Annotated in this window: 13 protein-coding genes; 10 read left to right on the forward strand and 3 right to left on the reverse strand. The window is 70.7% G+C overall.

Annotated features, from left to right (window positions below; genetic code table 11):
* The first annotated feature begins 169 nt into the window (after positions 1-169).
* From QRN23_RS13860 to QRN23_RS13880, 5 genes are read left to right on the forward strand one after another with little or no spacing between them, the layout of a single operon-like run.
* Positions 170-1,858: an ABC transporter substrate-binding protein gene (locus QRN23_RS13860; protein ID WP_285063855.1), complete on the forward strand. Its 1,689-nt coding sequence runs from the start codon at positions 170-172 to the stop codon at positions 1,856-1,858.
* Positions 1,855-2,835 (forward strand): ABC transporter permease, encoded by a 981-nt coding sequence (locus tag QRN23_RS13865; protein WP_056049705.1) that lies wholly within the window; start codon positions 1,855-1,857, stop codon positions 2,833-2,835. Before QRN23_RS13860 ends, QRN23_RS13865 begins: the two co-directional genes overlap by 4 nt.
* Positions 2,832-3,785 (forward strand): ABC transporter permease, encoded by a 954-nt coding sequence (locus QRN23_RS13870; protein ID WP_123570899.1) that lies wholly within the window; start codon positions 2,832-2,834, stop codon positions 3,783-3,785. The genes QRN23_RS13865 and QRN23_RS13870 overlap by 4 nt, the downstream gene beginning before the upstream one ends.
* Positions 3,782-5,530: an ABC transporter ATP-binding protein gene (locus tag QRN23_RS13875; protein ID WP_200412428.1), complete on the forward strand. Its 1,749-nt coding sequence runs from the start codon at positions 3,782-3,784 to the stop codon at positions 5,528-5,530. The genes QRN23_RS13870 and QRN23_RS13875 overlap by 4 nt, the downstream gene beginning before the upstream one ends.
* Positions 5,531-5,559: 29 nt before the next feature.
* Positions 5,560-6,741 carry a glycoside hydrolase family 1 protein gene (locus tag QRN23_RS13880; protein WP_056049700.1) on the forward strand — a complete coding sequence of 394 codons (1,182 nt, stop codon included), beginning with the start codon at positions 5,560-5,562 and terminating at the stop codon, positions 6,739-6,741.
* Between the two features lie 110 nt (positions 6,742-6,851).
* Here the strand turns inward: QRN23_RS13880 and QRN23_RS13885 are convergent, their stop codons facing one another.
* The 3 genes from QRN23_RS13885 to QRN23_RS13895 form a co-directional block, all read right to left on the reverse strand.
* Positions 6,852-8,180 carry a GNAT family N-acetyltransferase gene (locus QRN23_RS13885; RefSeq protein ID WP_056049696.1) on the reverse strand — a complete coding sequence of 443 codons (1,329 nt, stop codon included), beginning with the start codon at positions 8,178-8,180 and terminating at the stop codon, positions 6,852-6,854.
* Between the two features lie 163 nt (positions 8,181-8,343).
* Positions 8,344-11,076 carry a hypothetical protein gene (locus QRN23_RS13890; protein WP_285063856.1) on the reverse strand — a complete coding sequence of 911 codons (2,733 nt, stop codon included), beginning with the start codon at positions 11,074-11,076 and terminating at the stop codon, positions 8,344-8,346.
* 93 nt (positions 11,077-11,169) lie between these two features.
* Positions 11,170-12,552: an MFS transporter gene (locus tag QRN23_RS13895; protein WP_285063857.1), complete on the reverse strand. Its 1,383-nt coding sequence runs from the start codon at positions 12,550-12,552 to the stop codon at positions 11,170-11,172.
* A gap of 214 nt (positions 12,553-12,766) precedes the next feature.
* Between QRN23_RS13895 and dnaK the strand changes: the two genes are divergently transcribed.
* The 5 genes from dnaK (at position 12,767) to QRN23_RS13920 (ending at position 18,179) form a co-directional block, all read left to right on the forward strand.
* The gene (dnaK, locus tag QRN23_RS13900) at positions 12,767-14,647 is read left to right on the forward strand and encodes a molecular chaperone DnaK (protein WP_056049689.1); all 1,881 of its coding nucleotides are present in this window, start codon (positions 12,767-12,769) and stop codon (positions 14,645-14,647) included.
* A gap of 11 nt (positions 14,648-14,658) precedes the next feature.
* Positions 14,659-15,318, forward strand: coding sequence for a nucleotide exchange factor GrpE (locus QRN23_RS13905; protein ID WP_233568413.1), 660 nt, complete (start codon positions 14,659-14,661; stop codon positions 15,316-15,318).
* A gap of 158 nt (positions 15,319-15,476) precedes the next feature.
* On the forward strand, positions 15,477-16,475 hold the full coding sequence (locus QRN23_RS13910) for a DnaJ C-terminal domain-containing protein (protein ID WP_056049686.1): 999 nt from the start codon (positions 15,477-15,479) through the stop codon (positions 16,473-16,475).
* 92 nt (positions 16,476-16,567) lie between these two features.
* Positions 16,568-16,975: a heat shock protein transcriptional repressor HspR gene (locus QRN23_RS13915; protein WP_043597756.1), complete on the forward strand. Its 408-nt coding sequence runs from the start codon at positions 16,568-16,570 to the stop codon at positions 16,973-16,975.
* Between the two features lie 91 nt (positions 16,976-17,066).
* Positions 17,067-18,179 (forward strand): class I SAM-dependent methyltransferase, encoded by a 1,113-nt coding sequence (locus tag QRN23_RS13920; protein WP_285063858.1) that lies wholly within the window; start codon positions 17,067-17,069, stop codon positions 18,177-18,179.
* Positions 18,180-18,204: the final 25 nt, after the last annotated feature.

An 18,204-nucleotide genomic window follows, 5' to 3' on the forward strand; every position in this document is an offset into this window, starting at 1 on the left:
GACGCCGATTCTGGCGTGCGGGCCCTGGCGTCCCCTGACGGTTGGCTCGGCGTCGAACGACCTCGCGCCTCCTCGGGGCCCCTCGACGGGGCCGACCACTTGCGCCCCTGCGATGTATGCGCTTACAGTGGGCCCAGCTCACCTCGACGACGAATGAGAGAACGTGGCGATGACGCACGCGACACCCCCTCGGCGACACCCACGCCGACGCTTCCGCACGCTCGCGGCCCTGGCAGCGGCCACGGCCGCCGTGCTCGTGGCCACCGGCTGCAGCATCCAGATCCGCAGCCAGCCCGACCCCAGCATCGGGGCCGACACGATGCTGATCAACGCCGACAAGGGCAACCCGCAGTTCGAGCGCAACTTCAACCCGTTCCTCACGAACAAGCGCACGGCCTCGACCTGGATCTACGAGCCCCTGCTCGAGATCAATCCGCTCGACGGCGAGATCACGCCCTGGCTCGCGAGCGAGACCGTCCTGCCCGACGCGCGCACGATCGACATGACGATCCGCGACGGCGTCGAGTGGTCCGACGGCACGCCCATGACCCCGGCCGACGTGGTCTACACGTTCGACCTCATCAAGGCGAACCCCACGCTCGACCTCAAGGGTGCGTGGCAGCACATCGACACGATCGAGCAGCAGGGCGACCACGTGGTCTTCCACCTGCAGACCGACGACGTGCCGGCCATGGAGATCATCGGTCAGACGACGATCGTCCCCGAGCACCTGTGGAAGGACGTCGACGACCCCACGACCTTCCGCAACCCCGACCCGGTGGGCACCGGACCGTTCACGCTCGGCAACTACTCGCCGCAGCAGTACTCGATGGACAAGAACGAGACCTACTGGCAGGCGGACAAGATCGAGATCGGTCACCTGATCCTGCCCGCGACGAACAACCAGCTCGACACCGTCACGCGCGGTTATGACTGGTCGTACTCGTTCATCAGCGACGTCGAGGGCACCTGGGGTGCCGCCAGCCCCGACAACCAGTTCTGGTTCCCGCCGGGCGGCGTGATCGGGCTCGTGCCGAACCTCACCAAGGCGCCCTTCGACGACGTGAACGTGCGTCGTGGCATCGCCCTGGCGCTCGACCGCGGCCCCATCGCCGAGTCGGCCACCGAGGGCTACCTCGAGCCGGCCGGTCAGACCGGGCTCATCCTGCCCAACCAGCAGGACGACCTCGACCCGTCGATCCCGAACGCCGGCATCCTCGAGCAGGACGTCGACGGCGCCCTCGCGGCGTTCGCCCAGTCGGGCTACACGCAGCAGGGTGACGAGCTGGTCGGCCCCGACGGCCAGCAGCTCAAGATCACGATCCTGACGGCCAACGGCTACACCGACTGGCTGCGGGCCGTGCAGGAGGTGCGGAGCCAGTTGGGCGCGATCGGCATCGACGTGCAGATCCAGGCTCCCCAGCCGGCCGGCTACCAGTCGGCCATCGCGAACGGCGAATTCGACATGGCGATGGGCGGCATGGGCAACGGCAACGTCTACCAGGCCTACAACAACCTGCTCAACAGCCAGTTCGCCACCCCGGTCGGCGAGACCACGGCGGCCAACTTCGAGCGGTTCAGCGACCCGGCGGTCGACCAGCTGCTCGACGACTGGAAGGCCACGACCGACCCCGAGCAGCAGAAGCAGTACGCCTACCGGTTGCAGAACGTCGTCTACGACCAGCTGCCCGTGATCGGCCTCTACTACGGCGGGCTCTGGGGTCTGTTCAACGACTCGAAGTTCACCGGCTGGCCCACCGCCGAGAACCCGTACATGGCACCGCAGAACTACGACCAGGCACCGCTGCTGATCTTCACGAAGCTCAAGCGCGTCGACCAGGAAGAGGGCGACCAGTGAAGTACGCAGCCCAGAAACTCGGCCTGTTCGTGCTCACCCTGTGGGCGGCGGTCACGCTGAACTTCATCCTGCCGCGGTTGATGCCCGGCAGCCCGACCGACGCCGCGATCGCCAAGCTGTCGCAGAACGGCCCGGTCAGCGCGGCGACGCGCGCCGCCATCGAGGCCCAGCTCGGCGTGCCGAGCGGCAACGTGCTCCAGCAGTACGTCAGCTACCTCGGTCAGGTCGTGCGCCTGGACTTCGGCACGAGCTACACGTTCTTCCCCGAGACGGTCGGCCACCTGGTCGGCCAGGCCCTGCCGTTCACGCTGATCCTCGTCGGGGTCTGCACGATCATCGCCTTCGTGCTCGGCACCCTGATCGGGGTCGCCGCGGCCTGGAAGCGCGGCACCTGGCTCGACTCGCTGCCCACCCTGTCGGGCAGCTTCATGAGCACGTTCCCGTACTTCTGGACCGCTCTGCTGCTGCTGTTCTTCCTGGGCTACGTGCTGCACTGGTTCCCCACCACGGGGGCCTACGGCGCGACGACGACGCCCGGGTTCACGCCGGCCTTCGTCGGCGACGCCCTGCAGCACGCCGTGCTCCCGGCGATCACGATCCTGCTGACGAGCCTCGGCGGCTGGATACTCGGCATGCGCAACGCGATGATCTCGACGCTGGGCGACGACTACGTCACCTTCGCCGAGGCCAACGGGCTCAAGGGCCGCACGGTCGCCGTGCGCTACGCCGCCCGCAACGCGATCCTGCCCAACCTGACCGGCTTCGGCCTCGCCCTGGGCGGCGTGGTCGGCGGCTCGATCCTCGTCGAGCAGGTGTTCGGCTACCCCGGCATCGGCTACCTGCTGTTCAACGCCGTCATCGGCCAGGACTACCCGCTGATGCAGGCCCTCTTCCTGATGATCACGGTCAGCGTGCTCGTCGCCAACTTCCTCGTCGACATCTTGTACGGCGTGCTCGACCCAAGGACCCGCCGATGACCTCCACCGTGTCCGTCCACCTGCCCGAAGGCGCGCCCCCCACCGGGCCCGCCGAGCAGAAGGCGCCCAGTCGCTGGCTCACCATCGGCCGCATGGCCGCGACCATCTGGTCGAACCCCAAGGCGAAGATCGGCGTCGTCATCTTCGGCGTCTTCGTGCTCGTCGCGATCTTCGCCCCGCTGCTCGCCCCCTACGGCGCCAGCGAGAACGGCTTCGAGCGCAACGCCGACGCCAGCTGGGCCCACTGGATGGGCACGACGGCGGCCGGCGAGGACGTCCTCAGCCAGCTGATCTACGGTGCCCGCATCAGCGTCTTCGTCGGTGTCGTGGCGGGCGTGCTGTCGACGTTGGTCGCCGTGGCGATCGGGCTCAGCTGGGGTTACATGAAGGGCTTCGGCGGCGACGTCGTCGGCTTCGTCGTGAACCTGTTCCTCGTGATCCCCGGTCTGCCCCTGATGATCGTCATCGCGGCCTACCTGCAGAACGGCGGCATCACCGTGATCCTCGCGGTGATCGTCATCACGGGCTGGGCGTGGGGAGCCCGCGTGCTGCGCAGCCAGACGCAGTCCCTGCGCTCGCGCGACTTCGTCACGGCGGCACGGTTCTCGGGCGAGAGCGCGGGACGCATCGTGTTCCGCGAGATCCTGCCCAACATGACCTCGCTGATCACCGGCTCCTTCTTCGGCGCCGCGACCAGTGCGATCCTCGCCGAAGCCGGCCTCGAGTTCCTGGGGCTCGGCGACTCGTCGATCGTCAGCTGGGGCACGATCCTCTACTGGGCCCAGAACTCGAACGCCCTGCTCACCGGCCAGTGGATCCTGCTCTTCGCGCCCGGCCTCTGCATCGCCCTGCTGGCGATGAGCCTGACCCTGATCAACTTCGGCGTCGACGCCGTCGGCAACCCTCGACTTCGCGAAGGCGCGAAGCAGAAGAAGGAGGCGCGCAAGTGACCGCCACGGACCTCACCACCGCCGACCGCGCCTCCTCGTCGTCCGACGACGTGCTGCTCGACGTCCGCGACCTCAGCGTCGTCTACGAGAGCGCCGGCGCCGAGCCCGTGCAGGCCGTCGACCACGTGTCGTTCCGGCTCAAGCGGGGCGAGTTCGTCGGCCTGGTCGGCGAGTCCGGCTCGGGCAAGTCGACGCTCGGCTACGCGCTGACCCGGCTGCAGAAGCCGCCGGCGCGCACCAACGGCGGCAGCATCTGGTTCGACGGTGCCGACGTCCGCGACCTCGACACCGAGGCCCTGCGTCAGCAGCGTCAGGGCGGCTTCGCGATGGTGCTGCAGTCGGGCATGAACGCGTTGAACCCGGTGCGCACGATCCGCAACCACTTCGTCGACGTGTTCAAGGCCCACGGCCACGTGCCGCGCGACCGGTGGCACAGCCGCGCCGCCGAGCTGGTCGCGAAGGTCGAGCTCGACGCGGGCGTGCTCGCCCGGTTCCCCGGCGAGCTGTCGGGCGGCATGCGCCAGCGCGTCTCGATCGCCCTCGCCCTGTCGCTCGAGCCGCAGCTGATGGTCTTCGACGAGCCGACCACGGCGCTCGACGTGCTCGTGCAGCACGCCGTGATGGACACGATCATCTCGCTGCAGCAGAGCGAGGGCTTCACCGCCGTCCTGATCAGCCACGACCTCGGGATCGTGCTCGAGTCGGCCCAGCGCGTGCTCGTGATGCACGAGGGTCGCATCGTCGAGGACGGTCGCTCGGCCGACGTGCTCGCCGACCCGCAGGACGACTACACGAAGATGCTGCTGTCGCACTACGCCGACCCTCGTGCCGAGGTCGTGTCGCTGCCCGGGTTCGAGGACCGCTCGGTCCGCCGGGCCCGGGGCGACCGCCGCGTCGACACGACGACCTCGGTGCCGACCGTCGCCACGCGCGGCCAGCGCACGGCGCAGCACGCGATCACCGTGAGCGGCGTGACCAAGACCTACGCGCCTCCCCGTCGGGGCGACGACCCCGTGCGGGCCGTCCGCGACGTGTCGTTCACGCTCGAACCGGGCCAGTCGCTCGCCCTCGTCGGGCAGAGCGGCTCGGGCAAGAGCACGATCGCCAAGCTCGTCACGGGCGTCGAGAAGCCGACGAGCGGCAGCGTCACGTTCGGCGACACCGACGTCACGGCGCTCCGCGGCCGCGCCCTGCGCAGCTTCCGCAGCGACGTGCAGATGGTCTTCCAGGACCCGTACGCGGCGCTGAACCCGCTGCACACGGTCGAGTACACGCTCACGCGTCCCGTCGTGAACTACACCGGCCTGACCGGTCAGGAGGCGCGGCGCCGGGTGCTCGAGCTGCTCGAGACGGTCGGTCTGACGCCGGTCGAGCAGTTCGCGGCCAAGCTGCCGCACCAGCTGTCGGGTGGCCAGCGGCAACGCGTCGTGATCGCCCGGGCCCTCGCGAGCGACCCGCAGGTGATCATCGCCGACGAGCCCGTCTCGATGCTCGACGTCTCGCTGCGGGCCGGGGTGCTCGCCCTGCTCGAGGACCTCCGCGAGCAGTGGGGCGTCTCGATGCTCTACATCACCCACGACCTGCTCAGTGCCCGCCTGATCACCGACGACATCATGGTGCTCAACCAGGGAGCCGTGGTCGAGCGGGGGCACACGGCCGAGGTGCTGCAGCGACCGACCGACCCGTACACGGTGAAGCTGCTCGACGCGGTGCCGAACCCGCGCCGCACGCACCGCGCCTCCTGAACTCCTCGACCTCCTCCGAAAGGACCCCTGTGCTCACCTTCCCCGACGGCTTCCTGTGGGGTGCCGCGACCGCGGCGCACCAGATCGAGGGCAACAACGTGAACAGCAACTGGTGGGTGCACGAGCACGCGCCGGGCACGACCATCGTCGAACCGAGCGGTGACGCGGCCGACAGCTACAACCGGTTCCGCGACGACATCCGCCTGCTCGCCGAGCTGGGGCTCAACAGCTACCGGTTCAGCATCGAGTGGGCCCGCATCGAGCCCGAGCGCGGCGTCGTCAGCAAGGCGCAGATCGCTCACTACCGCCGCATGGTCGAGACCTGCCACGAGTTCGGCATCGAGCCGATCGTCACGCTGATGCACTTCACCGTGCCGCGCTGGTTCGAGCGCGACGGCTTCTGGCGCGCACCCGACGCCGCCGACCTGTTCGCCCGGTACACCGAGCTCGCCCTGCCCGTCGTCGCCGAGGGCGTCGAGTACGTCTGCACCATCAACGAACCGAACATCGCCGCGATGCTCGCCGGGGGAGAGGACGCCTCGAACCTCGTCGCGTACGGGCTGCCGAACCCCGACCTCGAGGTCGCCGACGCCCTGCTCGCCTCGCACAAGCGCAGCCGCGAGGTGCTGTCACAGCTGCCTCGGATCAAGTCGGGCTGGACCGTCGCCACCCAGGCGTTCAAGGCCGTCGACGAGCCGGGTGCCGCCGAGGCGACGCGCGAGTACGGCTACGTGCGTGACGACTGGTACAGCGAGATGGCGGCGGGTGACGACTTCGTCGGCGTGCAGGCCTACACGCAGACCTTCGTCGGGCCCGAGGGGCCGCGGCCGGTCGCCGAGGGGCTCGAGACGACGCTGACCGGGTGGGAGTTCTACCCGCCGGCCGCCGCCGAGGGCATCCGCAGCGCGTGGGAGCTGTCCGGCCACGTGCCGGTCATGGTCACCGAGAACGGCATCGCGACCGCCGACGACACCCGGCGCATCGCCTACACGCAGGGCGCGCTCGAGCACGTCCACGACACCATCGACGAGGGCATCGAGGTGCTCGGCTACCAGCACTGGAGCGCCCTCGACAACTACGAGTGGGCCAGCGGGTTCCGCCCGACCTTCGGCCTGATCGGGTGGGACCGCGACACCTTCGAGCGGACGCCGAAGCCGAGCGCCCGCTGGTACGGCGAGGTCGCGCGCGCGAACGGGCTGGCGCGGGCGTAGCGCCCTCCGGCCCTGCCGGACCGGTACGGCGCGGGGCGCACGAGGACGCAGGAGGCGCGGGTCACCCGACCCGCGCCTCCTGCGTCTCGGCCCCGGGGCCGATGCCGTGCCTAGAAGTAGGTGATGCCGTGCAGGGGTCGCTCGGGCAGCAGCATCGCGCGGAACTTCTGGACGGCGCCCTTGCGTCGCTCGCGGACCAGGCCGGCCGCGGCCAGCGTGACCGGGTCGGAGCCGCCGAGCCAGAGCGAACCCAGCGTCGCGACGTCGAGTTCGAGGTCGGCCCGGCGGACGGCCGCCTTCTTCACCGTCGCCTCGCCTGCCTCGCTCGTGACCCGGTACGTGCCGGCCGCGTGGCCCAGCGCGTCACCGATGGCGATCGTGACGACGCCGTCGGCCGCCCACGGGCGAGCCTGCAGGGCCGCGACCGGGTCGAGGACGCGGAACCACACGTGGTCCTCGTCGTGGCTGATGGTCAGGGCGCGACCGTCGACGATCGCGTGCGCCAAGGGGTCGTGCTGCGGGGCGTTCGAGTACCGGACGACCCGGACCAGGTCGACCGCGAGCAGCAGCTGCCACAGGCCGAGGTAGGCGTCGTCGGTCGCGGCCACGAGGTCGACGACGACGAGGGTCTGCACGCCGGTGGAACCGGGGCCGCCCCCGGCTGACTCGACCCGGTACGTGACGTAGCCGTCGACGGTGCCGGTCGCGTCGCGGTGCACCGCGGCCCGGACCGCGGGGTCGGGCGTGCCGTCGGCGCGCTCGCGGCCGAGGGCGTGGTTCCAGGCGCCTTCGTGCCGGTCGACGGAACCGGGACTGCGGACGTGGAAGCGGGCGAAGACGTCGGGGGCGACCTCGGCGAGCGAGGCCGTGGTGACGAGCTCGGTGCTGCCCTCGGGCTCGCTGAGCAGGCCGCCCGCGCGACGGACGTCGACCTCGATGGTGCGCTCGCGGACGCCCACGCCGAAGCCGAAGCGCCGGTAGATCGACGCCTCGCTGGCCGTGAGTGCGGCGACCGGGGTGCCGGCCGCCTTGGCGCGGGCGAGGTCGTCGGTCATCATCCGACGCAGGATGCCCTTGCGGCGGTGGGTCGGTTGCACGGTGACGCCGGCGACCAGGTCGGCGTCGATCAGACGGCCGCCGCCGACGTGCAGGGTCTTGTCGAACGACGCGAAGGTGGCGACGGGGCGACCCTCGGCGTCGAGCGAGCCGGGGGTGGCCTCGCGGCGGTAGACGCCCGTGAGACGTCGCCCGTCGGCGACGAGGCGACGCGCGGCACGGCCGAGGGAGTCGTCGTCGCCGGCCGGTTCGTGGAAGCCCATCGACTCGGCGTCGACCCAGGCGGCGGTCGCCACGTCGGCCCGCGGGGAGTCGTCACTCGCCTCGGGGTCGAGCGCGGCCGCGAAGGTGCGGAGGTCGTAGTCGTCGTCGAGGGTGCTCACCCGGTCAGCCTACGGAGGACGGCCGACGTTGTCGTCGGTCTCGAGGAGGAGCGGCGACCGCCGGGCGCGTCGGCGTCGGGGACGGGGGAGGGCCGGCCCCGCGGGTGCGGAGCCGGCCCTGGTGGTGCTGGTGCTGGTGCTGGTGTCGGTACTGGTGGTGGTGTCAGCGTCCGGTGACGAAGTCGATCCCTGTGGTGGTCTTCGTCGTGCCGTCGGTGGCCTTCTGCTCGAAGGTCAGCTGGTAGGTCGTGCCGGCGGGCCCGACGTAGCGGTCGAACGCGAACGCGCCGGTGGACGAGGCGGTGGTGCTGCCGAACGGCGTGCCCCACTGGTTCTTGCCGACGACCGTGGCGAAGGGCGTGGCGGTGCCCCGGAACGTCACGGTCCGGTGGGCCTCGCTGATGCCGCCGTCACGGATGACCGGGGACGAGATCTGCACGTCGACGAGGTCGTCCTTCTGGTGCGTCAACGTCAGGGTCGCCCGTTGCTCGTCCGTTCCGTGGGTCGCGACGAAGGTCAGGACGTAGCCGGGGTTCGTCGGTCCGAGGTTGCGCGAGAACGCCCAGGTGCCGTCGCTGCCGATGGTCGCCTTGCCCATCTGGGTGCCCCACTGGTTGGTGGAGACGAGCTGGGCGCCGACGGTGCCCGTGCCGGTGAAGCGGGCGATGCCCTCGCGGTAGGAGTCGCCGTCCACGTGGCTGGTGACGGTCAGCGGCCGCGAGGGAGCCTCGTAGTCGAGGTGCAGGGTCACCAGGGTGGGCGCACCGGTGGTGGGCGTCATCGTGAAGGTGATGTCGTAGCCGGCGCTGGTCGGGCCGAGGTTGCGGCTGAAGCTCCAGTCGCCGTCCTCGTCCACGCGGGTCGAACCCATGGGCGTGCCCCACTGGTTGGCGGCGGTCACGCGGGCGTCGGGCGTGCCGCGGCCGGCGAAGGTCGCGATGCCGGTGGTGTAGCGGCCACCGTCGGTGTGGCTGGTCACGGTGAGGTCGGTCAGGTCTTCGTCGTCGGAGTCGTCGGAGCCGTCGGAGCCGTCGGACACGGTGAACGAGCGCGTCGAGGTCAACGGCGCGAGGGTCCGCCAGTAGGGCGTCTCGGTGACCGTCATGGTCTGCGGGCCGGACGTCAGGGGCGCCTCCAGCTCGCAGGTCCAGGTCCCGTCGCTCCCGACGAACGCGGCGCAGGCCTCGCCGGCACGCGCCAGGTCGGTCGCGATCGCGATGCGGGACCCGGGGATGCCCTCGCCGGTGATCGAGGTCATGTCGGTCGAGATGGTCTCGCCCTCGGCGATTGAGGTCACCTCGAGGGGGAACGTCTCGGGAGCCGAGTTCTTCTCGGTCGCCTCGACCGTGATCGTGGTGGCCTCGGACAGCTCGCCGTTCCGGACGGTGTAGAGGTCGACGTCCTGCCCGGCGAACGAGGTCGGGATGCGCAGGATGTACGCGCCGTTCCAGGTGGACTCGGTCGCCACGACGAACTCACCGTCGATCTGGGCGATCACCGTCGGCACGAGGTACTCGTCGGCGAAGTACGAGGTGGTGCCCTGGACGTAGAAGGTGCTCGACTCCTCGGAGATGCCGTGCATCAACGGGGCCGAGAGCGGTGAGCCGGCCGGGGCCTCGAGCGGCGTCAGGTCGATCTCGAGGGAGTCGCCGTCGCCGTCGCCGTCGTGGGACAGCCCCGTGATGGTCGCGGTCTGCCCGGCCAGCGACCCGTCGAGCAGGAACGAGAACCGGCCGTGCTGCCCGCGGAGGCGGGTCTCGCTGTGGTCGCCGACGTCGATGCGGGCCTGGCCGGCCCCGTGGATGATCGTTCGGACGGTCAGGCGGCCGTCGGGGCCCTCGGTCACCGACGACAGGAGGGGGGTCGAGGGGCGACCCGGCGTCTCGGACCCGGGGTCGGGCATGGTGTCGGCGACGGAGAACGCCGTCCCGGCGGTCTGCTTCGGTGCCGCGGCCCAGACGGGCGTCTCGGTCACGACGGTGTCGTAGCTGCCGGCCGGCAGCGTCGGCGACGTGCAGCTCCAGTCGCCCAGCGACGTGACGCGGGTCTCGCAGAGCGTGGAGGAGGCGCGGTTCGTCTTCTCGTCGCGTGTCACGACGATCTGCGAGTTCGGGATGCCGGTTCCGGCGAAGGTCGCTTCGGGGGTCGCCAGCACGTCGCCCGCGGTGGGCGACCCGACGTCGAGCGGGTGGACGTCCGAGGCGGTGTTGCGTTCGGTCGGGACGAGCGCGACCTGGGCCGTCCCGCTGGCGTGGCCCTGGTAGTAGGCCGTCACGTCGATGACCTCGCCGGCGCGCGAGGCGGGCACGGTGAGCGAGAACGACCCGTTCTCGGACGGGAAGTCCCACGACATGCCCGACCGGTTGGCCCACACCTCGGTCTTCGAGAAGAGATCGGGGTGGTGCGCCACCGTGCCCTCGATCACGAGGTGGTCGTCGTCGTACTGGCTGACCCCGTGGATGACGGGCGTGCCGGGCGCCTCGTCCTCGCCCTCGGCGTACTGGGTCTCGAGGACGAAGTCGACCTCGACCCGACCCTGCGGGGTGTACGAGATCAGCGTGGCCTTCTTGCCCCGGTCGGCGACGTCGACGAGCGTGGCGAAGCGGTCGTTCCAGACGGCGGCGCCGTGGCTGCCTCCGCCCTCGATCTCGATGCCCACGAGCCGGGCGCCCGGAGCCATGCCCGCGACCGACAGCTTGTCGCCGTCGCTCGGTTCGACGAACGCGATGCGGGGTGCGGTCGGGGTCGTGGTGGACGCCGCGGGTGAGGCCTCGGCCGAGGCCCCGTCGGGGGTGGTGGTGGCGGCGGGGGCCGCGAGGGCCGCCGTGGGGGAGAGGGTGCCCACGGCGAGGGCCGCGAGGCCGACGGCGGCGAGGCCTGATCTGATCGTGCTCATGTCTTCTTCCGGATGGGGGAAAGGGAAGACCGATCGGGACGGCCGGGAGATACTTTACATTCCACGACCGGGTCAGGCGACTCCGAGCACGGCTCAGTCGATCGAGCGCTGCACCGCCTTCACCGGCAGCATCAACACCAGCCCGGCGAGCAGGACGAGCGCGATCCCGACGATCCCGAAGCGAGTGTCGCCCGTCGCGCTCACGAACAGGGTGAACAGCCCGGGGGCGAGGAAGCTCACGGCTCGCCCGGTCGTCGCGTAGAGCCCGAAGATCTCGCCCTCGCGGCCGGGCGGCGTCACCCGGGCGAGGAACGACCGGCTCGCCGACTGGATCGGACCGACGAAGAGGGCCAGGGCGAGGCCGAACACCCAGAAGAGGTTCGTCGCGGTCCCGATCGCGAGCACCGCGAAGGCGGCGATCACGAGCCCCACCAACGACGCGACGATGATCGCCTTGGCCCCGAGACGGTCGTCGAGCCAACCCCCGACGAACGTGCCGATGCCCGCGACGAGGTTCGCCCCGACGGCGAAGTAGATCACCATGCTCGGCGAGAAGCCGAAGACCTGGGCGGCGATGATCGCGCCGAAGGTGAAGACGGCCGCGAGGCCGTCACGGAAGACGGCGCTGGCCAGCAGGAACAGCAGCACCTGGCGGTTGGTGCGCCAGAGCTTGGCGATCGTCGACCCCAGGAGGCGGTACGAGCGCCACAAGCCCACCCGGGCCCGTGCGGCGGTGGCGGGCAGCTCGGGCACCGACAGCAGGACCGGCACCGCGAAGACCGCGAACCACGCCGCGGCGACGACGATCGACAGGCGGACGTCCCACGCGCCTCCTTCCGTTCCCGTGGCGACGCCGAACAGGCCGCCGCGTCCCTCGACGCCGAAGCTCTGCAAGAAGGCGACGAGCAGCAACAGCAGCAGGACGATGCCGCCGACGTATCCGAGACCCCAGCCGAACCCCGACACCTTGCCGATCGTCCCCGGTGTCGAGACCTGCACGAGCATGGCGTTGTAGTTGACGCTCGCGAACTCGAAGAAGAGGTTGCCGACGGCGAGCAGGGCCGCGCCGAAGACGAGGTACCCGGGCGCCGGGGCGACCAGCACCATCGCGGCCATGGCCAGCACCACGAGACCGGTGTTGATGGCCAGCCAGAGCTTGCGGCGCCCGGAGCCGTCGCTGCGCTGGCCGAGCACCGGCGCGAGCAGCGCGATCAGCACCCCCGCGATCGTCAGGGCGGTCGAGATGACCGTCGCGTTCTCGGCCTTGGCCAGCACCAGGGCCGGGTTGCGCGCGTCGTCGCCGGCCGCCGCCACGATCGCCGGATCGACGAAGGCGCCGGACGCCAGGTAGGTGCTGAAGACGAACGAGGTGACCACGGCGTTGAAGGCGGCGGAGCCCCAGTCCCAGAGGGCCCACGAGAGCACACGGCGGCGGGGGATCGGGTCGGCGTCGGCGAGCGTCTGCGCTGCGGTCATGGGGGTCAACCTAGTGGGCGTCCGTGGCCGAGGGGGGTCGCGCCTCCTCGTCCGGCGTGGGCGCGGCGACCCTCTCACGAGAGTTGAGTCTTTCTGGCTCAACTTTCAGGTTCGCAGCTTGACGTCGGCCGCAGCGTGAGTAAAGTTGAGCCAGGCCGACTCAAGGCCGGCCCCCAAGGCTTTCGTCACACCGCACCACGAAGGAGAAAAGCACATGGCACGTGCAGTAGGAATCGACCTCGGTACCACCAACTCGGTCGTCAGCGTCCTCGAGGGTGGCGAGCCCACCGTCATCGCGAACGCCGAGGGTCTGCGCACGACCCCCTCGGTCGTCGCCTTCACGAAGGACGGCGAGGTGCTGGTCGGCGAGACCGCGAAGCGCCAGGCCGTCACCAACGTCGACCGCACCATCGCGTCGGTCAAGCGTCACGTCGGCACCGACTGGAAGGTCGAGATCGACGACAAGAAGTACACCCCGCAAGAGATCAGCGCTCGCATCCTCGGCAAGCTGAAGCGCGACGCCGAGCAGTACCTGGGCGAAGAGGTGACCGACGCGGTCGTCACCGTCCCGGCGTACTTCAACGACTCCGAGCGCCAGGCCACGAAAGAGGCCGGCGAGATCGCGGGCCTGAACGTCCTGCGCATCATCAACGAGCCGACCGCGGCCGCCCTCGCCTACGGCCTCGACAAGGGCAAGGAAGACGAGCTCATCCTGGTCTTCGACCTCGGTGGCGGAACGTTCGACGTCTCGCTGCTCGAAGTGGGCAAGGACGAAGACTTCTCGACCATCCAGGTGCGCAGCACCTCGGGTGACAACCGCCTCGGTGGCGACGACTGGGACAACCGCATCGTCGAGCACCTCATCAAGAAGTTCAAGGACGCCCACGGCGTCGACCTCTCGACCGACAAGATCGCCAAGCAGCGCCTCAAAGAGGCCGCCGAGCAGGCCAAGAAAGAGCTGTCGTCGAGCACCTCGACCAGCATCCAGCTGCCGTACCTCACGCTGACGGCCGACGGCCCGCTCAACCTCGACGAGACGATCTCGCGCTCGCAGTTCGAGCAGTGGACGAGCGACCTGCTCGACCGCACCAAGAAGCCGTTCAACGACGTCATCAAAGAGGCGGGCGTGAAGGTGGGCGACATCGCCCACGTCGTGCTCGTCGGTGGCTCGACCCGCATGCCCGCGGTCACCGAGGTCGTCAAGCAGCTCACCGGTGGTCAGGAGCCCAACAAGGGCGTCAACCCCGACGAGGTCGTGGCCGTCGGTGCCGCCCTCCAGGCCGGCGTGCTGAAGGGTGAGCGCAAGGACGTCCTGCTCATCGACGTCACCCCGCTCAGCCTCGGCATCGAGACCAAGGGTGGCGCGATGACGAAGCTCATCGAGCGCAACACCGCCATCCCGACCAAGCGTAGCGAGACCTTCACGACGGCCGACGACAACCAGCCGTCCGTCGCGATCCAGGTGTTCCAGGGCGAGCGCGAGTTCACGCGTGACAACAAGAACCTCGGCACCTTCGAGCTGACCGGCATCGCGCCGGCCCCCCGTGGCGTGCCGCAGATCGAGGTCACGTTCGACATCGACGCCAACGGCATCGTGCACGTGTCCGCGAAGGACAAGGGCACCGGCAAGGAGCAGTCGATGGTCATCTCGGGCGGCTCGTCGCTGTCGAAGGACGACATCGAGCGCATGGTGCGCGAGGCCGAGGAGAACGCCGCCGAAGACAAGGCGCGTCGCGAGGCCAACGAGACCCGCAACTCGGCCGAGCAGCTCGTCTACTCGATCGAGAAGCTGATCAAGGAGAACGACGAGAAGCTGCCCGCGGACGTCAAGTCCGAGGTCCAGGCCGACGTCGACTCGCTCAAGTCCGCCCTCGCCGGCGACGACGAGTCCGCGATCAAGCCCGCCTTCGACAAGCTCAACGAGAGCCAGCAGAAGCTCGGCCAGGCGATCTACTCGCAGAGCCAGGCCGACCAGGCCGGTGCGGCCGGTGCGGCCGGTGCCGAGGGTGCTCCCGCCGACGGCCAGGCCCAGGGCGACGACGAGGACATCGTCGACGCCGAGGTCGTGGACGACGACGACAACGACAAGAAGTAGAGGCGGTCGGCATGACTGACGACAACAAGACGCCCGACGACGAGCCGCGTCCCGCGACCCCGTCCGAAGACGGCGGCACGGCCGACGTGGTCGAGCCCGACGAGCTCGTCGACGCCGAGGCTCCCGACGTCGAGACCCCGGCCGACGCCGAGGCCCCGGCCGGGGCCAAGGCCGCCGCCGAGTCGATGGCCGAGGCGCCCGAGGGCACCGAGACGCTGAGCGCCGACGACGAGGCCATCCTCGACGCGGCCAGTGCCGACCTGGTGGCCGACATGCGACAGGACATGCTGCGGGCCCAGGCCGAGCTGGTGAACTTCCGGAGGCGCGTCGAGCGTGACCGCGAGGCCAACCGCGAGGCCGTGGTGGCCGAGGTCGTCCGTTCGCTGCTGCCGGCGCTCGACGACCTGGCCCGTGCCGAACAGCACGGCGACCTGGCCGAGGGCCCGATGACCGTCATCGCGCAGAAGATCCGCGGGGGGCTCGACAAGTTCGGCCTGGCGCAGATCGGCGCGAAGGGTGACGTCTTCGATCCCAGCAAGCACGACGCCCTCGTCCAGCTGCCGAGTGCCGACGTCACGGTCAACACCGTGGCCGACGTGATCGAGCCGGGCTACACGATCGGCGACCGGGTCATCCGGGCCGCCAAGGTCGCGGTGCACACCCCCCAGTAGCACCCCGGTGACGGGCGGCCCCCGGGCTGCCCGTCACCACCCCCCTGCGACGCGAGTCGCGATCGGCGGTGGGCTCCTCGACGAGGTGCCCACCGCCTCCCCCGTTCTCTTCCGGTCGCTGCCAGGCAGCGACCTCCAGTCAAGGAAGGAGGTGCCGCATGGCGAGTCAGGACTGGTTCGACAAGGACTTCTACGCCGTCCTCGGTGTCTCCAAAGACGTCACGCCCGCCGAGCTCAAGAAGGTCTACCGCAAGCTCGCGCGCAAGTACCACCCCGACTCCAACCCCGGCGACGCGGCCAGCGAGGCGAAGTTCAAAGAGATCAGCGAGGCCCACTCGGTGCTCTCCGATCCCGAGCAGCGTCGCGAGTACGACCAGGTGCGCGCCATGGGCGGCGGTGCCCGCTTCGCGGCCGGCAGCGGCGGCCCCGGAGGCGCGGGCGGCGGCTTCGAGGACGTCTTCGGCGGCATGTTCAACCAGGGCGGACAGCGCACGCAGTTCCGCCAGGGCGGCGGTGGCGGCGGCTTCGACGACATCTTCGGCGGCATGTTCGGCGGTGGTGGCTTCGGCCAGACCAGCGGCGGCTACCGCGGCTTCGGCGGCCCGCAGAAGGGCCGCGACATGACGGCCACGACGACCCTCGACTTCCAGACCGCCATCGTCGGCGAGACCATCACGCTGCAGGCCTCGAACGGCAAGCCGATGAAGGTCCGCATCCCGGCCGGCGTGCACGACGGCCAGAAGATCAAGCTGCGCGGTCGCGGCGAGCAGAGCCCCGACGGCGGCGAGGCCGGCGACATGGTGTTGACCGTCGCCGTCCGCAAGCACCCCGTCTTCGAGCTCGACGGCAAGAACCTGCGCCTCGACGTGCCGGTCACCTTCGCCGAGGCGACGCTCGGTGCCACCATCGAGGTGCCCACCCTGGGCGGCGACCCCGTGCGCCTGCGCGTCGCGCCGGGCACGCCCTCGGGTCGCGTCCTGCGCGTCAAGGGTCGCGGCGTGCACGCCAAGGACGGCGTCGGCGACCTGCTCGCCACCGTCCAGGTCGCGGTGCCGGCACACCTCAACGACAAGGCGCGCGAGGCCGTCGAGGCCCTGGCCGCCGCGCTGCCGGCCGAGAACCCGCGCGACGACCTGATCGCCCGCGCCCGGGCCTGACGAGACCGACCCGACCCGCGCCTCCTCGGCAGCAGGCCACGAGCGACGAGACAGGAGACGAGATGGACCGACCGGACCCCACCCAGTGGCCGATGGACGAGCACTCGCCCCTCTTCGCGATCGCGACCGCCGCCGAGCTCTCGGGCCTGCACGCGCAGACCCTGCGGCAGTACGACCGGCTCGGCCTGGTCGTCCCGCAGCGCACCGCGGGCAAGTCGAGGCGCTACTCGATGCGGGACGTCGTCCAATTGCGCGAGATCGCCCGACTCGGGGGCGAGGGCATCTCGCTCGAGGGCATCAAGCGCATCCTCGAGCTCGAGAACCAGGTGACGGCGCTCCAATCGCGCGTCCGCGAACTCGAGCGGGCCCTGGCCGACGAGATGGTCAACCGGCCCGGGGCCCGTGTCTTCGCCGCGGGTGAGAGCGGGGTCGTGCCGCTGCGGCACGGCACCCGCCCGTCGCGGCAGACCTCGGTGGTCGTGTGGCGGCCGCTGCGCTGACGCGCGGCCCCGAGAGGTCGCGACCTTCAGTGCGCACCGGGAGGTGGGCGGCAGGTCGTGACAGGTCGGCCGCGCGGACTAGCGTTGGCGGGTGATCGACTTCGAGCAGCTGCGCCGGTGGCCCGACATCGAGGCCCCCGAACTCGTCGCGCACGACGCCACTGACCGGCTGCTGCTCGACACCGCCGACGAGGCGCTCACCGCCCACCCCGAGGCCGTGACCGTCATCGGCGACCGCTACGGCGCGCTGACCCTCGGGGTCGCGGCCCTGTCGCCCGGCACCCCCGTCCGCGTGCACCAGGACGCCCTCTCGGGCGAACGCGCGCTCGACGCCAACGCCGGCCGCCTCGGCGTCACCGCGACGTGGACGCACCACGGTCTCGACGAGGCCCTCCTCGAGGGCGCGCGGACGGTGCTGGTGCAGCTGCCCCGAGGGCTCGACGCGCTCGACGAGATCGCGGGGTCGATCGCCCGGTACGCCCACCCCGACGTCCGCGTCCTCGCCGGGGGACGCGTCAAGCACATGACCCTCGCGATGAACGACGTCCTGGCGCGCCACTTCGGCGAGGTGACCGCCGGCCTGTCACGCCAGAAGTCCCGGGTGCTGACCGCGACGACCCCGACCCCAGGAGGCGCGCTCGGCTGGCCGCGCACCTCGCGTCACGGCGACGTGGTCGTCGTCGCCCACGGTGCGGCGTTCGCGGGCACCTCGATCGACGTCGGCACCCGATCGCTGCTCGCCGTCCTCGACCGCGCGGCTCCCGAGACCCGGGACGTCGTCGACCTGGGATGCGGCACCGGAGTGCTCGCCGCCTCCTTCGCCCTCGCGCGACCGGACGCCCGGGTGGTCGCCACCGACCAGTCGTGGGCGGCGGTCGAATCGGCGCGGGCCACCATGACGGCGACCGGCGTGGCCGATCGGGTCGTCGTGTCGCGCGACGACGCCGGGTCGTCGTTGCCCGAGGCCTCCGCCGACGTCGTGCTGCTGAACCCGCCGTTCCACGTCGGGGCGACGGTGCACACGGCGATCGCCCACAAGCTGTTCGAGGCGGCCGCCCGTCTGCTCCGCCCGGGCGGTGAGCTCTGGTGCGTGTGGAACTCGCCCCTCGGCCACCGGCCGGTGCTCGAACGCGTCGTGGGACCGACCACCCAGGTCGCCCGCGACCGGCGCTTCACGGTGACGCGGTCGGTCCGCCGGGGCTGACCCCGGGCGGGACCCGGGTCGGGTC

Source organism: Frigoribacterium sp. ME-P-080, assembly GCF_030209595.1.
Lineage (GTDB): Bacteria > Actinomycetota > Actinomycetes > Actinomycetales > Microbacteriaceae > Frigoribacterium.